Below are 14,555 nucleotides of genomic sequence, written 5' to 3'. Positions count from 1 at the left end.
CATGACCGCTTTCACCCCGCTTTTTTCATCGCCGATGCCGAAGGTCGTCCAATCATGAATGCCGAGCGTCTCACATTGCGCGCGTGGCTGCTGTCCGATGCGCCCGCGTCGCGCTCGCAAGCCGCGTTCGGCCTCGCGTACCGCCGCTGGCGCCGGTTCGCCACGAATCCGCTCAACCTGTTCGGGCTCGCGATCCTGGTCGCGCTGATCGTCGTCGCTATCGTCGGCCCGCTGATCATGCCTCACGATCCGCTGCGCCAGGTGCTGTCCGACCGGCTGCTGCCGCCCGGCTCCGCATCGCACTGGCTCGGCACCGACCAGCTCGGCCGGGACATCCTGTCGCGGCTGATCGCCGGGTCGCGCCTGACGCTCGGCATCGCGCTGCTCGTCGTCGTGATCGTCGTGCCGATCGGCCTGTTGATCGGCACGACGGCCGGCTATTGCGGCGGCTTCGTCGACAGCGTGCTGATGCGCATCACCGACATCGCGCTCGCATTCCCGAAGATCGTGCTCGCGCTCGCGTTCGCGGCCGCGCTCGGGCCGGGCGTGATCAACGCGGTCGTCGCGATCTCGATCACCGCGTGGCCCGCCTATGCGCGGCTCGCGCGCGCGGAGACGATCCGCATCGCGCAGGCCGACTACATCCATGCGGCGCGGCTGCAAGGCGCGTCGGGCCCGCGGATCCTGCTGCGCTACATCGTGCCGCTGTGCATGTCGTCGGTGATCGTGCGCGCGACGCTCGACATGGCCGGCATCATCCTGACCGTCGCGGGCTTGGGCTTCCTCGGCCTCGGTGCGCAGCCGCCGAGCCCCGAATGGGGGTTCATGGTCGCGTCGGGCCGCAACGTGCTGCTCGACGCATGGTGGGTCGCGACGCTGCCCGGCATCGCGATCCTGCTCGTGAGTCTCGCGTTCAACCTGCTCGGCGACGGGCTGCGCGACGTCTTCGATCCGCGTCATGGAGCGTGACATGCCACTGAATTCCACCGCCGCGCCGGCAGCACCGCTCTGCGAGATCGACGGCCTGAAGATCGGCTTTCGCGGCCACGACGGCGTCGTCACCGACGCGGTGCGCGACCTGTCGCTGACGCTTGCGCCCGGCGAACGGCTCGGCATCGTCGGCGAATCGGGCTCCGGCAAGTCGCTGACCGGCCGCGCGCTGCTCGGCCTGCTGCCCGACGCCGCGCGCTGCTCGGCCCGCACGATGCGCTTCGCGGGCCACGACCTGCTCGCGATGTCGCCGCGCGAACGCCGGCGCCTGTGCGGCAGCCAGATGGGGATGATCCTGCAGGACCCGAAGTATTCGCTGAACCCGGTGATGACGGTCGCGAAGCAGATGGGCGAAGCGTTCCGGCGGCACGAGCCGAACCTGCGCGGCCGCGCGCTGCGCGAGCGGATCGTCGACGCGCTCGCGGCCGTGCAGATCCGCGACCCGGCGCGCGTCGCCGATGCGTATCCGCACGAGCTGTCCGGCGGCATGGGCCAGCGCGTGATGATCGCGATGATGGTGTCGACGGGCCCGCGCCTGCTGATCGCCGACGAGCCGACCTCCGCGCTCGACGTCGCGGTGTCGATGCAGGTGCTCGCGGTGCTCGACGCGATGATCGCGCGGCACGGCACGGGGTTGATGTTCATCAGCCACGACCTGCCGCTCGTGATGTCGTTCTGCGATCGCGTCGCGGTGATGTATGCCGGCCGCGTGGTCGAAACCTGCGCCGCGCGCGATCTGCGCGATGCATCTCATCCCTATACGCGCGGGCTGCTCGCGGCGAATCCGCCGCTCGCGAACCCGCCCGATGAATTGCCGGTGTTGCAGCGCGATCCGGCGTGGCTCGACGCCGCTGCGCCCGCGCCGACCGCTCATGTACCGCAAGAGGCCGCACGATGATCGACGTCGATCACGCATCGATCCGTTTTCCGACCCGCACGGGCCATGTCGACGCCGTGCGCGACGCGAGCTTCGCGGTGCGCGACGGCGAAGTGTTCGGGCTCGTCGGCGAGTCGGGTTCCGGCAAGTCGACGCTGCTGCGCGCGCTGACGGGTCTCGTGCCGCTCGCGTCCGGCAGCCTGTCGATCGACGGACGGCCGGTGGGAGGCACGCCCGATCGTGCGTTTCGCCGTTACGTGCAGATGGTGTTCCAGGATCCGTACGCGTCGCTGCATCCGCGCTTCACGGTCGACCAGACGCTGCGCGAGCCGCTGTCGATCCACGGCATCGACGAACCCGACGCACGCATCGCCCGCGCATTGTCCGAGGTCGGCCTCGGCCCGACGTTCCGCTTCCGCTACCCGCACCAGCTGTCGGGCGGCCAGCGCCAGCGTGTCGCGATCGCGCGCGCGCTGATCGTCGAGCCGCGCGTGCTGCTGCTCGACGAGCCAACCTCCGCGCTCGACGTGTCGGTGCAGGCAGAGATCCTGAACCTGCTGCGCCGCCTGCATCGCGAACGCAACCTGACGATGATCGTCGTGAGCCACAACCTCGCGGTGATCGGCTTCCTGTGCCAGCGCATCGCGGTGATGCAGCACGGCGAGATCGTCGAACAACTGCGAATCGAGGACGTGCGCGCGGGACAGGTCGCACGCGACTACACGCGCACGCTGCTGCGCGCGACCGAAGGCTACCGCCGGCTCGATCCGGCGGTCGATGCGCCTGCGGCCTGACGCGCGCTTCATGACAATGAGACGTTCGCACGCGCGAACGTCTCATGACGTGCCGCGCGCCCAACGCGACATACCGGCCGCCGCCCCCTTTGTCGGCCAACCATTCCCGTTTCGATCCGTTCCGAGCAACGAATAACCGCCAACGAATAGCGGACAAACAGCGGCTATTGCGCCTATCGAATGGCGCGACCGACAAAATCGACACCTCGACCGATCTCGATAGCGACACGCGCGCGCGCCCTCCTGCCTGCTCCCCCACCCGTTGCGCCTGAATGCCGCTCGCCGGCAACCTCCAAATTAGTACTTGTACTAGATAAAAAACAAATCGATTCGTACCCGTCAAATTACAAAATCATTACGAATTCCACATAATTCAATCCGAAACGCGTCATTCATCGATTTAAATTCAATGCGCGCTTTCGAACGTCGAACTTTATTTGGAATTTTAAATATGAAGAACTTCAAGCGCAGCGCAATTCCGTTCCTCCTCGTCGCCGCCGGCGCGGCCTTCTCGTCCACGGCCCACGCGGCAGACGGCACCGTCAGCTTCGTCGGTAAAGTCATCGCGTCGACCTGCAGCGTCGCGGGCGGATCGGACTTCACCGTCCCGCTGCCGCCGGTCAGCACCACCGCGCTCGCCGATGTCGGCTCCGTCGCCGGCCGCAGCGCGTTCTCGCTGGCGCTCACGGGCTGCTCGGTCGGCGATGGCAACCCGGTGAAGGTCGGTGTCGTGTTCGAGAACGGCACGAACGTCGATCAATCGACCGGCCGACTGACGATCGACGCGGGCACGAAGGCCGCCTCGGGCGTCCAGATCAACGTGCTGGATTCGCAGCAGAAGCTGATTCCGGTCGGCGCGCAAACCGGCGCGAGCACCGAGATGGCCACCATCGATGCCGACGGCAAGGCGAAGCTGAACTACTTCGCCGAGTACTACGCCGCGGACGCCGTGAAGGCCGGTGACGTCAATTCGCGTGTCGAGTACTCGCTGATCTATCAGTAAGGACCGCGTGTGGAGATCGCCGTCCCGGCGATCTCCGCCCGTCACGCCGCGCGGCGCGCGAACCGCCGATTCCGCCCGCTTCCCGTCCCAACGATCCGAGTGCCCATGCCCATGAAACTGTTGAAGCTCTTCCGTACGCTGACGCTCGCCGTCACCGCATTCGCATCGCAGGCCGATGCGAGCGTCGTGATCGCCGGCACGCGCGTCATCTTCCCGTCCAGCGAGCGCGAAGTCACGATCCAGCTCACGAACGACAGCAAGCGTCCGGCACTGGTGCAGGCATGGCTCGACGATGGCGACAGCCGCGCGCTGCCCGAGAACATCGACGTGCCGTTCACGCTGACGCCGTCGATCTTCCGGATGGAAGCCGGCAACGGTCAGACGCTGCGGCTCGTGCATACCGGCGAACCGCTGCCTGCCGACCGCGAATCGCTGTTCTGGCTGAACGTGCTCGAAGTGCCGCCGAAGGCGGACGCGACGGAAGCGCGCAACCGCATCCAGCTCGCGTTCCGCTCGCGCATCAAGATCATGTATCGCCCCGCCGGTCTGGCCGGCAACGTGGACGACGCCCCCTCGCAGCTCGACTGGCGCGTGGTTCGCATCGACGGCGGCTACGCGCTCGAGGCCAGCAACCCGACGCCGTTCGTCGTCAATTTCGGCAACGTGCTGCTGAATTCGGCCGGCCGCAAGCATGACGCCGGCATGGGCTACGTGCTGCCGCGCAGCACCCAACGGTTCCCGATCAAGGATCTCGCCGGCGCGCCCGCCGCGGACGCAACGGTCGAATTCGCCAATATCAACGACTGGGGCCGGGCAACCGACATCAAGCGTCCGGTCAGCGTCGCACCGTAACGCGACCGAAACCGTCTGTGCGCGCCCACCGCGCGTGTCGACTGCATCACCTCTTTTCGTCCGCCGTCGTCTCGGCTGTCCCGACGACCGGCACGGACACCCCGGACCTGCCCTTCGCCGCCGCCGCGCCACGCCACGCGCCCGCGCCCGCTCGATCCGAAACTTTGTGGAGTACTGCGCATGACCCCGACTCGACTGCCGCACCGCGGCGCGGCCGACCTGCCGCGCGTCAAGCCGATCCACCTGGTGGTGGCGGCCTGCGTCGCCGCGTGGTCCGCCGAGGGCCGCGCGACGACACCCGCGGTCGCCGAAGGCACGCTCGCGCAAGTCGAGTTCGACGGTGCGTTCATGCAGAATCGCCTGGGCAGGGATTTCGACGTGTCGCGCTTCGCCCGGCGCAACGTGACGGCCCCCGGCGTGTACACCGCCGACATTCATGTCGGTCCCGACTGGATCGGCCGCTATGACGTGCGCTTCGTGGCCGCGCCGGATTCGGGCGACGCACGGCCGTGCTTCGACCGCACGCTGCTCGAGCGCGTCGGCGTCGATTTCGGCAAGCTCGCGCCGGACGTCGTCGCGCGACTGGACGGCGACGGCGCATGCCTGCGACTCGACGAAGTCGTGCCGGGCGCCAGTGCGACATTCGACTTCACGCGACAGACGCTGAGGCTGTCGATCCCGCAGGCGTCGCTCGCGCGCAAGGCACGCGGCTACGTGAGCCCTGATCAATGGACTTCCGGCGAGACCGTCGGCCTGCTCGGTTACAACTTCAACCTCTATTCGTCGAAGGCCAGCGGCCACACCGCGCAGACGCAAGGCTATCTCGGCCTGAACGGCGGCGTGAACCTCGGCAACTGGCGCTTTCGCCACGAAGGCTCCTATTCCTGGTCGTCGCGCGGCGAGAGCCAGTACCAGGACATCGCGACCTATCTGCAGCGCGACCTGCCGTCGCTGTCGTCGCAACTCGTCATCGGCGAAAGCTACACGTCGGGCGAATTGTTCGACTCGACGCAGTTCCGCGGCGTGCGCCTGTCGACCGACGACCGGATGCTGCCCGACTCGCTGCGCGGCTATGCGCCGGTGGTGCGCGGCATCGCGAACAGCAACGCGAAGGTGACGATCCGCCAGAACGACGTGACGATCTACGAGACGACGGTCGCGCCCGGCAATTTCGAAATCGACGACCTCTACCCGACCGGATATGGCGGCGACCTGCAGGTATCGGTCGAGGAGGCCGACGGCTCCGTTCACTCGTTCTCGGTGCCCTACGCCGCCGTGCCGATGTCGCTGCGGCCGGGCGTCGGCCGCTACAGCTTCGTCGCGGGCTCGCTGCGCAATCCGCACGGGTCGAGCCAGCCGCTGTTCACGCAGGCAACGTACCAGCGCGGGCTGACCAACCTGCTGACGGCATACGGCGGCGTCACGCTCGCGGGCGGTTACGCATCGGCGATGCTGGGTGGCGCGTTCAACACGTCGTTCGGCGCGTTCGGCGCGGACGTCACGCATGCGCTGACCTCGATCCCCGGCGCGAAGCGCTACAGCGGCTCGAGCGTGCGCGTCAGCTATGCGAAGTCGGTCGAGGCGACCGGCACCGACATCGCGCTCGCCGCGTATCGTTATTCGACGGACGGCTATTTCGGCCTCAACGACGCGATGCAGGCACGCGATGCCGCGCGCGACGGCCGCTCGGCCCAGTCGCTCTGGCGCCAGCGCCATCGCGCGTCGCTGGCGCTCACGCAGCGCCTCGGCGCGACCGGCGGGCGCATCAACGTCACGGCGTCGGCCGTCAACTACTGGAACCGCTCCGGCTCCGACGTCAACTACTCGGTCGGCTATACGAACCAGTTCCGCAACGTGTCCTACAGCCTGACGGCCACGCGGCAGCGCAATGCCGGCGGCGACATGGGCACGCTCTATTACGCCAGCGTCACGATCCCGTTCGGCCGCGAGCGCCCGATGACCGTCTCCGGCAACGTGTCGCGCGACACGCTCGGCCGCACCCGGCTGCAATCGACGCTGTCCGGATCGCTCGGCGAAGACCACGCGCTGTCGTACAGCGTCAGTGCGAACCATTCGTCCGGGCCGGATTCGGTCACGGACGGCAGCGCCAACGTCACGTATCGCACGCGCGCGGCGGAAATCAATGCCAGCGCCGGCGCGAGCGCGGACTTCCAGCAGGGTTCGCTCGGCGTGCGCGGCGCGCTGGTCGCGCACCGCGGCGGCATCACGTTCTCGCAACCGGTATCCGAGACGTTCGCGATCGTCGAGGCGCCCGGCGCGGCCGGCGCGCGCGTCACGAACGCGGCGGGCGTCAAGGTCGACGGCAACGGTTACGCGATCGTGCCGTACCTGACGCCATACAGCCTCAATACGGTCGCGCTCGATCCGAAGGGCATCCCGATGGATGTCGAGCTGAAGGAAACCAGCCGGCAGATCGCCCCGCGCGCCGGTGCGGTGCCGCTCATTCGCTTCGCGACCGACACCGGCCGCGCGGCGCTCGTCCAGGCGCGCCAGGCCGACGGCAAGCCGCTGCCGTTCGGTGCCACCGTGCATGACGAGACCGGCAAGGAAGTCGGCGTCGTCGGCCAGGCGAGCAAGATCTTCGCGCGCGGGCTCGTCGACAGCGGCTCGCTGACGGTTCAATGGGGCGCCGACCGCCGCTCGGTCTGTCGAATCGCCTACGAGCTGCCCGTCGCGGAACGTCGCAAACAATCGTCGGGCCTTCAGACCATCAAGAGCCTCTGCCAGCCCGACTCGACGACCGCCGGCATTCAATAAGGAATCCCCATGTTCAATTTCAATTCATCGTCCGCATCGACCCGAATGACGAGCCTGGCAGGCCTGACGTACCACGCACGCGGCGGCATTGCCCGACACTGCGCCCGCATGATCGCGGCTGCCTCGGGGGGGCTGCTTGCCTGCGTCGCGTTCGCGACCGATGCAACCGCCGGCTCCTCCCTCTATGCATTCGGGCAAGCAACCGTTACAAGCCCCGGAAACGCCACGCCGGGCGTGGTCGTCGGGCGCTATTACTTCACGCCGCAGGACGTTTGCGGCGCGAGCACCTGCCAGATCACGAGCATCTCGATGTACCCGAAGGGCAGTTTTTCGCCCTCCGACGGCCCCGACCTTGAAACCAACGTGTCCGGCCTGTCGACGCGCATGATCATCGACGGCAACGTCGCCGTCTCGTCGACGAAAACGACACTGCGCAACACGCTCGAAATCATGCTGTTTCGCGACAGCCGGCAGCCGCAGGACGGGTCGCTCAATTCCGGCACGCTCAGCGCCTATTACACGATCCGTTACAAGTCCGGCATTTTCGGCGACTCGTCCATGATCTACCTCGCCGCGAAGGTCAGCTTCATCAACGGAACCTGCTCGATTCCCGACCAGACCGTCACGCTGCCGCCCGTGCAGCACCATGTGTTCAACGGCGTCGGTTCGACTGCCGGCGCGACGGATTTCCGGGTGCAGTTGAACAACTGCCCGGCCGGCTACAACCGGATCGGCTACCAGTTGGCCCCGCTGGACGACGTGGTCGCCGGCACGCCCGGCGGGATGCAGTTGCGCCCGGATGCCACGGCCACCGGCGTCGGCATCCAGATCGCCGACCCCACGACCGGCCAGCCGCTGCCGCTGAGGCAGTCGCACACGGTGACAGGCTACAACCGGGCCACCGGCGGATCGCCGTCGATTCAGCTCCGCGCGTCGTACCTGCAAACGGGCGCGAAGGTCGGCGGCGGTTCGGTTCATGCCGCGGCGCAGGTTCTGCTCGACTATCAATGAACGACGTCGGCGCACGCCTCGCCGCGACCTGACATCCGCGTGACGCGGCGGCGTGCGATACTCGGCACGCCGCGCGCCGATATCACCGCCGCAGGGAACCCCGGCGCGCCGCACGAGTCCATTTGCTTTCGTCAACAGCTCAACAGCAATAGGGAGGCGTTCATGCTGCAATTCATCGAAACCCTGGTCGTCGGGCTCATCGTCGGCCTCCTCGCCCGTGCGCTCAAGCCCGGCGACGACAAGATGGGCATCCTGATGACCGTCGTGCTCGGCGTCGTCGGCTCGCTCGTCGCCGGCTACATCGGCCGCGCCGCGGGCTGGTATGCGCCGGGCCAGGGCGCAGGCTGGATCGCATCGATCATCGGCGCGATCGTGCTGCTCGTCGTCGTGGGTGCGGTGCGCAAACGCGCAAGCTGACCTCAGCGTCGTTCACTCCGACGCAAACGGCCGCTCGTCACACACGAGCGGCCGTTTTCTTTTGGCGAATCGTCATCCTGGGGATTGGACGAATCGTTGAGCCCTCAACGATTTATCTGCAAATCCCGCATCCATTGGCACGCTTCCCCCGAGTCTACGTCATCGGCAATACCCCGACTTGCGGCCGCACAATTTTGAGATAAATTGATTGAAGGAACACGGCGTCGTTTGCTCGTCGTCGTTATTTCCGGTTTCTCACTCAAGAGGTTCGATGAAATTGCCGTTTACGCATACAGCACCGCAGCGTTGACGGACTGCCATTCGAGCGGCCTCGCTGCGACGCGCTTCCTCTCTGGAGCCTGTCATGAAGCATCGTTCGTTTGCCGCCTCGTTTGCCCTGGCTGCCTCGCTTCTGGCCTCGTCCTCGTCATTTGCCGCCGGCACGGGCGGCATCATCCACTTCACCGGCATGATCGTCGAGCCGCCCTGCTCGTTCGCGGTCGACACGGCCAACGCCGCGCATGCGCAGGTGCGGCCCGACTGCCCGCGCCCGGCGAGCGGACAAGTCGCGTTCGTCGACGCGGCCAGCCTGCGCACGATCAAGACCACGATCTTTACGCAGGCCTCCCGCGCAATCGTTTTACCTGACCGTCCGGGCAACGCGCGCGCGCCGATGATCGCCGTCGTGACTTACCAGTAGAAGCCCCCGCTGGAACCGCCGCGCGTCAGTCGCGGTGGCGTGCGATCCAGTCGCTGAACGCGCGGATCTTCTGCTGGCTGCCGATGTTCTCTGGATAGACGAAGAAATAGCGGGCGCCCGTCTCGAGCACGATGTCGAACGGCCGTTCGAGCCGGCGCGCGCTGACGTCGTCGTCGACGAGCGTCACGTCGCCGATCGCGACGCCGAAGCCCTGCGTCGCCGCGTTGGTCGCGAGGTCGAGCGTGTCGAAGGTCGGCCCGCGCTCCGCATCGACCGCGTGCTCGCCGGCGTAATCGAGCCACGCGCGCCAGTCGCGATGGTCGCGCGTCGGATGCAGCAGCGTATGGCGCGCGAGATCGCCGACCGCATCGAGCGGTGCGGCCTGCCGCAACTCGGGTGCGCACACCGGCGTCAGCCGCTCGTCGAACAGCGGCAGCGCGCACACGCCAGCGCCCGGCGACGTGCCGTAGACGACCGCCGCATCGAACGGTTCGGTCGAGAAATCGACGACGTGCTGCCACGCGGTCGTGATCTGCACATGGAGATCGGGATGCTCGCCCTGGAAGCGCATGATCCGCGGCAGCATCCAGCGCATCACGCAGGTCGGCACCTTCAGCGCGAGATCGGTGCGCTGCCGCGTGAGCTTCATCGAGATGTCCTCGATCCGCGCGAAGCTCTCGTCGACCACCGGCAACAACTGCTCGCCCTCGGCCGTCAGCGTGAGGCCCTTAGCATGCCGCCTGAACAGCGGAAAACCGTAGTGCGCCTCGAGCGTCTGGATCTGCCGGCTCACCGCGCCCTGCGTGATGCACAGCTGCTCGGCCGCGCGCGTGAAGCTGCGGTGGCGAGCCACCGTCGAGAAGATCTGCAGCGCGTGCAGGGGCGGAAGTCGGCGCATGGCGAACGGGAAACGGGAACGGAAAACGACGCGGAAGGACCGCGCGCCGACGCCGGCGCGCGCTGACCGACACGATAAGCCAAACGCCGGCTTCGCGCGAGACGCCGGGGACTCAGGCCGTCGCGGCGAGCGCGCCCGCCGCGATGCGCGCCGCCGATGCAACGACGTCCGCGCGCGCCGCGGCATCGGCCTGCGGCTGCGTGAACGACACGGCCATCACGATCGGCGCGCGCGACGGCGGCCACAGCACCGCGACGTCGGTCGTCGTGCCGAAGCCGCCGGTACCGGCCTTGTCGGCGACGCGCCAGCCGGGCGGCACGCCCGCCGCGATGCCGGTCGCGCCGCGTGCGCCGCCGACCATCCATTCGGTCAGTTGCGCGCGCTGCGGTTCGCGCAGCGTGTCGCCGAGCAGCAGCCGCTGCAGCGTGTCGACCATCGCGACCGGCGTCGACGTGTCGCGCTCGTCGCCGGGCGCCGCCTTGTTGAGTTCGGGTTCCCAATGATCGAGGCGGAAGGTGGTGTCGCCGCTTTCGCGCGCGAACGCCGTGACGGCCTGCGGGCCGCCGAGCACGCCCATCAGCAGGTTGCCCGCGCCCTTGTCGCCCGACTGCAGCATCGCCGCGCACAGCTGCGCGATCGTCATGCCGGTGTCGACGTGGCTCTCCGTAATCGGCGAGCCGGACACGATTTCGTAGCGGCGATACAGGATGCGGCGCGGCAGCAGCGATGCGTCGAGCGAGCCGCGCGCGAGCATCGCGGCGGCCGCCATGACTGCGTACGTGCCGCACAGCGGGAAGCGCTCGCGCGCATGGTGCGCGATGCGCACGCCGTTCGACGTATCGAGCGCGGCGACGCCGAGCCGCCCGTTCGAGGCTTTTTCGAGCGCGGCGAGTTCGGCTTGTGCGGCGTGGGCGCGCCCCTGGTCGGCGACCGGCGCGGACGTGCACGCGGCAACGAACGGCGCGGCAACGGCGGCGAGCAACAGCGAGCGGCGTGTCGGAGAGTGTTCCATGAATGAGGTCTGTTCTGTCGGAAACGGTGGCGCGAAGCAACGCGGCCGCGCATCGGCGACGCGCGACCGTTCACGCCGACGGTCGGCCCGCGACGGCATTCGCCGCGCATCCCCGAAAGACGCCCGTCGGCCCCGCGATAGCGGGATTCGCATGAACAAACCTTAGCGTAGCAGCGACCGCCGTCGCGTTCCAGCGAAACGGCCCCGCTTCACCCTTGCGACGAAGGCAGGTACGGCATCGGATTCACCGGCTTGCCGTCGCGTCGCACCTCGAACAGCAGCGCGACGCGCGAGTTGTCGAGGTCGCCCATCTCGGCGATCGCATCGCCCTGATGCACGATGTCGCCCGTCTTCACGAGCAGCTTGCGGTTGTGCGCATAGGCGGTCAGGAAATCCGCGTTGTGCTGGACGATAATCAGGCTGCCGTAATCGTTCAGGCCGGTGCCCGCGTACATCACGCGCCCATCTGCCGCGGCGCGGACCGGGTCGCCCGGCCGGCCGGCAATCTGGATGCCTCGGTTCTGCCCGGGCCGGAACCCTTCGACGATCTTGCCGGTCGCCGGCCACTTGAGCGCGACGCCGCCCGCATGACGCTTCGTTTCCTTGACGACCTGACGGTCGTTCGCGGTCGACGCGCTGGCCGGCGACGTGGCCTGCGCAGTTCCCTGATTACCCGCCGCGCCATTGCTCGCGACGACCTGCGTGCCGGCCGCGCCCGCGGGCGGCAGCGGCTGCTGCTTGACGATCCGCAGCACCTGCCCCATGCGCAGCCTGCCGTTCGCGGCCAGCTTGTTCCAGGTGCGCAAGTCGGCCACGCTGCAATCGTTCGCGGTGGCGATGCCCGTCAGCGTGTCGCCGCGTTTCACGATATATTTCCGCGCGACGAGAATCGGCGCGGCCGGCATCGGCGCGGCCGGCATCGTGGCGGCCGGCGGCGCCGCGGCGGACGAGCTCGAATCAGAGGGCTGCGCCGCCAGCGTGTCGCTCGGCGGAACGGACTGCGTATTTGCACAACCGGCCATGACAAGCACGGCGGCCAGGCCCGACAGCCACGCCGCCTTGCGGTGAATCTCGCGCGTTTTCATGGACGATCCGACTCCGGTTTGACAATCTTTCAAGCATCTCAAAAACGGAACGGCCGACGTGTAACCGGATGCAAACAATGATGACAAACGATCACGGACCGGATGCCGGCCGGCATTCGCTACCGGTAATACGGTCCGATCCGGAAAAACTTGATGGTCTGGGCGCAGAAAAACGGAAGAATTTTCGTCACAAAAAACTATGGTTCATTTGTTTCGATAGTCGCGCGACGACATTCATCGCAACCATGCGACGAATTCGGCACCGGCCCACGCGACACCGATGCACAGGAACAGCAGATGCAGCGCGATCTTGAAGGACACACCCCATGACGAATCGATCCGCATGACGGGCTCCCCGGTTGATGTGTGTCCATGATCGGGCGTCGATCGCGCCCCGAAAATGCGGAAGCGACGAACCGGGTCTCAGGCTGGCCCTGAGACCGCCGCCGCGGTTCCTGCTAACTTATCGGCCATTCCCCCAGCCATCCCTCCGCCCATCATGCGCTTCGACCTGACCGACCTGCGGCTCTTCCTGAACATCTGCGAAGCCGGCACGATCACGGGCGGCGCCGAGCGAACGCACATCACGCTGCAGGCCGCGAGCGAGCGCATTCGCGGGATGGAGGACGAGCTGGGCGTGCCGCTGCTGCACCGGACCAAGTCCGGCGCGCAGGCCACCGACGCGGGCCGCGCGCTCGAACACCACGCGCGCACCGTGCTGCAGCAGATCGATCACATGCGCGGCGAACTGCAGCAATACGGCCAGGGGCTGCGCGGCCATATCCGGTTGCTGTGCAACACCGCGTCGCTGAGCGAATACCTGCCCGATGCGCTGGCCGATTACCTGCCGCACCATCCGAAGCTGTCGATCAGCGTCGAGGAACGCTCGAGCCAGGAGATCGTGCATGCGATCCGCAACAAGACGGCCGAGGTCGGCATCGTCGCCGATTCGGTCGGGCTCGGCGGCCTCGAACAGAAGCCGTTCCGCGAAGACTGGCTGATCGTCGTCGTGCCGGCCACGCATCCGCTCGCGTCGTACGGCGCGGTCGCGTTCGACGACATCGCCGGCGAAGACTTCATCGGCCTCACCGACGGCAGCGCGCTGCAGGTGCATCTCGCCGACCAGGCGCGCGCGCTCGGCAAGCGGATCCGCTATCGCGTGCAGTTGAAGAGCTTCGACGCGATCTGCCGCATGATCGCGAGCGGCGTGGGCATCGGCATCGTGTCGCGGCATGCGGCCGAGCGCGCGATGCAGACGATGGACGTGCGGCTCGTCGAGTTGTCCGATCCGTGGAGCCATCGGAAACTGACGCTCTGCGCGCGGTCGTTCGACGCGCTGCCGAAGTACACGCGCGAGTTCGTCGCGTTCCTGTCGGGCGACGCGCCGCCGCCGTAACGCGCGCCGCATTCGATTCGTCCCATCGACCTACGGAGACATCGCCATGACCGATACCGATCTCGCCACCCGCTATCGCGCGTATATCGACTGCCTGAACCGGCAGGACTGGACGGCGCTCGGCGAATACGTGTCCGACGACGTGATCCACAACGACCGGCCGCTCGGCCTCGCCGGTTACCGCGCGATGCTGGAACAGGACTTCCGCGACATTCCCGATCTGCGCTTCGACATCCGGCTGCTCGTGTGCGAGCCGCCGCGCGTCGCGTGCCGCCTTCGCTTCGCGTGTTCGCCGAAAGGAACGTTCATGGGGCTCGCCGTCGACGGCCGCAAGGTCACGTTCGCCGAAAACGTGTTCTACGAGTTTCACGACGGCAAGATCCGCCAGGTGTGGTCGGTGATCGACAAGGCGGCGATCGAGAAGCAGCTTTGAACGTCGTCGAAACGGCGGGTCGGCGCATGCGGCGGCGGGCGGCCGTGAGCGGTTCGCTGCATTCCGATTCTTATGGATAACGTTTTCTCTCTTCATGCACCGAGAACCCGTTTCCCGCCCATGCTTGCCCTCACCGCTTCAAAGCTTTTCTTTCGCACGATGACCACGCGATCGTCAAGATAAACATCCCGACGATTTACGCGTAATTCCGATTCCCCTCTCGCACGCCCCGGCTTCCTCCATTCGGGTTTCTACCGGCGCATCCGATGTGAAAGTTCATTGACATCGCGCCGATCGATGCCTAAATTT

Annotated in this window: 14 protein-coding genes; 11 read left to right on the top strand and 3 right to left on the bottom strand. The window is 67.2% G+C overall.

Annotation, left to right across the window (positions count from 1 at the left end; genetic code table 11):
- Positions 1–54: 54 nt before the first annotated feature.
- The 9 genes from nikC to J8I33_RS00270 all read left to right on the top strand — a co-directional run bounded on the left by nikC (position 55) and on the right by J8I33_RS00270 (position 9,422).
- On the top strand, positions 55–969 hold the full coding sequence (gene nikC / locus J8I33_RS00310) for a nickel transporter permease (protein ID WP_209924915.1): 915 nt from the start codon (positions 55–57) through the stop codon (positions 967–969).
- A 1-nt stretch (position 970) separates the two neighbouring features.
- On the top strand, positions 971–1,888 hold the full coding sequence (locus tag J8I33_RS00305) for an ABC transporter ATP-binding protein (protein ID WP_209932475.1): 918 nt from the start codon (positions 971–973) through the stop codon (positions 1,886–1,888).
- A complete protein-coding gene (locus J8I33_RS00300) occupies positions 1,885–2,661 on the top strand; it encodes an ABC transporter ATP-binding protein (protein ID WP_209924913.1) in 777 nt (258 codons plus the stop codon). Before J8I33_RS00305 ends, J8I33_RS00300 begins: the two co-directional genes overlap by 4 nt.
- Before the next feature lie 409 nt (positions 2,662–3,070).
- The gene (locus tag J8I33_RS00295; protein ID WP_245171233.1) at positions 3,071–3,664 is read left to right on the top strand and encodes a fimbrial protein; all 594 of its coding nucleotides are present in this window, start codon (positions 3,071–3,073) and stop codon (positions 3,662–3,664) included.
- Positions 3,665–3,775: 111 nt separating this feature from the next.
- Positions 3,776–4,516: a fimbria/pilus periplasmic chaperone gene (locus J8I33_RS00290; protein WP_209932938.1), complete on the top strand. Its 741-nt coding sequence runs from the start codon at positions 3,776–3,778 to the stop codon at positions 4,514–4,516.
- A gap of 180 nt (positions 4,517–4,696) precedes the next feature.
- Positions 4,697–7,294: a fimbria/pilus outer membrane usher protein gene (locus tag J8I33_RS00285; protein ID WP_209924911.1), complete on the top strand. Its 2,598-nt coding sequence runs from the start codon at positions 4,697–4,699 to the stop codon at positions 7,292–7,294.
- Positions 7,295–7,339: 45 nt separating this feature from the next.
- Entirely contained in the window at positions 7,340–8,305 is a 966-nt protein-coding gene (locus tag J8I33_RS00280; protein WP_245171230.1) for a fimbrial protein, read from the top strand.
- Between the two features lie 162 nt (positions 8,306–8,467).
- Entirely contained in the window at positions 8,468–8,722 is a 255-nt protein-coding gene (locus tag J8I33_RS00275) for a GlsB/YeaQ/YmgE family stress response membrane protein (RefSeq protein ID WP_050012833.1), read from the top strand.
- A gap of 364 nt (positions 8,723–9,086) precedes the next feature.
- Positions 9,087–9,422, top strand: a complete 336-nt coding sequence (locus J8I33_RS00270) for a type 1 fimbrial protein (protein ID WP_209924909.1) — start codon at positions 9,087–9,089, stop codon at positions 9,420–9,422.
- A gap of 25 nt (positions 9,423–9,447) precedes the next feature.
- Here the strand turns inward: J8I33_RS00270 and J8I33_RS00265 are convergent, their stop codons facing one another.
- The 3 genes from J8I33_RS00265 to J8I33_RS00255 form a co-directional block, all read right to left on the bottom strand.
- Positions 9,448–10,320, bottom strand: coding sequence for a LysR substrate-binding domain-containing protein (locus J8I33_RS00265; RefSeq protein WP_209924908.1), 873 nt, complete (start codon positions 10,318–10,320; stop codon positions 9,448–9,450).
- Between the two features lie 112 nt (positions 10,321–10,432).
- Positions 10,433–11,332: a class A beta-lactamase gene (bla, locus tag J8I33_RS00260; RefSeq protein ID WP_209924907.1), complete on the bottom strand. Its 900-nt coding sequence runs from the start codon at positions 11,330–11,332 to the stop codon at positions 10,433–10,435.
- 209 nt (positions 11,333–11,541) lie between these two features.
- Complete coding sequence (locus tag J8I33_RS00255; protein ID WP_209932471.1) at positions 11,542–12,417, bottom strand: peptidoglycan DD-metalloendopeptidase family protein; 876 nt, start codon at positions 12,415–12,417, stop codon at positions 11,542–11,544.
- Positions 12,418–12,916: 499 nt separating this feature from the next.
- Here J8I33_RS00255 and J8I33_RS00250 point away from each other — a divergent pair, with 499 nt between their 5' ends.
- Positions 12,917–13,813, top strand: a complete 897-nt coding sequence (locus J8I33_RS00250; RefSeq protein WP_050012838.1) for a LysR substrate-binding domain-containing protein — start codon at positions 12,917–12,919, stop codon at positions 13,811–13,813.
- A 46-nt stretch (positions 13,814–13,859) separates the two neighbouring features.
- Positions 13,860–14,246, top strand: a complete 387-nt coding sequence (locus J8I33_RS00245) for an ester cyclase (RefSeq protein ID WP_050012839.1) — start codon at positions 13,860–13,862, stop codon at positions 14,244–14,246.
- Positions 14,247–14,555: the final 309 nt, after the last annotated feature.

Origin of the sequence: Burkholderia sp. AcTa6-5, assembly GCF_017815075.1 — a bacterium.
Taxonomy (GTDB): domain Bacteria; phylum Pseudomonadota; class Gammaproteobacteria; order Burkholderiales; family Burkholderiaceae; genus Burkholderia; species Burkholderia sola.
The sequence above is the reverse complement of the archived record's forward strand: the minus strand, read 5'-3'. Positions and strand labels throughout refer to the sequence as shown.

What these genes read in the sequence shown, in the direction of transcription:
- J8I33_RS00265 (WP_209924908.1), bottom strand. Translation starts at nt 10,320, where the DNA reads ATGCGCCGACTTCCGCCCCTGCACGCGCTGCAGATCTTCTCGACGGTG.
- J8I33_RS00280 (WP_245171230.1), top strand. Translation starts at nt 7,340, where the DNA reads ATGACGAGCCTGGCAGGCCTGACGTACCACGCACGCGGCGGCATTGCC.
- J8I33_RS00290 (WP_209932938.1), top strand. Translation starts at nt 3,776, where the DNA reads ATGAAACTGTTGAAGCTCTTCCGTACGCTGACGCTCGCCGTCACCGCA.
- J8I33_RS00305 (WP_209932475.1), top strand. Translation starts at nt 971, where the DNA reads ATGCCACTGAATTCCACCGCCGCGCCGGCAGCACCGCTCTGCGAGATC.
- J8I33_RS00245 (WP_050012839.1), top strand. Translation starts at nt 13,860, where the DNA reads ATGACCGATACCGATCTCGCCACCCGCTATCGCGCGTATATCGACTGC.
- bla (WP_209924907.1), bottom strand. Translation starts at nt 11,332, where the DNA reads ATGGAACACTCTCCGACACGCCGCTCGCTGTTGCTCGCCGCCGTTGCC.
- J8I33_RS00285 (WP_209924911.1), top strand. Translation starts at nt 4,697, where the DNA reads ATGACCCCGACTCGACTGCCGCACCGCGGCGCGGCCGACCTGCCGCGC.
- J8I33_RS00270 (WP_209924909.1), top strand. Translation starts at nt 9,087, where the DNA reads ATGAAGCATCGTTCGTTTGCCGCCTCGTTTGCCCTGGCTGCCTCGCTT.
- J8I33_RS00255 (WP_209932471.1), bottom strand. Translation starts at nt 12,417, where the DNA reads ATGAAAACGCGCGAGATTCACCGCAAGGCGGCGTGGCTGTCGGGCCTG.
- J8I33_RS00300 (WP_209924913.1), top strand. Translation starts at nt 1,885, where the DNA reads ATGATCGACGTCGATCACGCATCGATCCGTTTTCCGACCCGCACGGGC.
- J8I33_RS00295 (WP_245171233.1), top strand. Translation starts at nt 3,071, where the DNA reads ATGCGCGCTTTCGAACGTCGAACTTTATTTGGAATTTTAAATATGAAG.
- J8I33_RS00250 (WP_050012838.1), top strand. Translation starts at nt 12,917, where the DNA reads ATGCGCTTCGACCTGACCGACCTGCGGCTCTTCCTGAACATCTGCGAA.
- J8I33_RS00275 (WP_050012833.1), top strand. Translation starts at nt 8,468, where the DNA reads ATGCTGCAATTCATCGAAACCCTGGTCGTCGGGCTCATCGTCGGCCTC.
- nikC (WP_209924915.1), top strand. Translation starts at nt 55, where the DNA reads ATGAATGCCGAGCGTCTCACATTGCGCGCGTGGCTGCTGTCCGATGCG.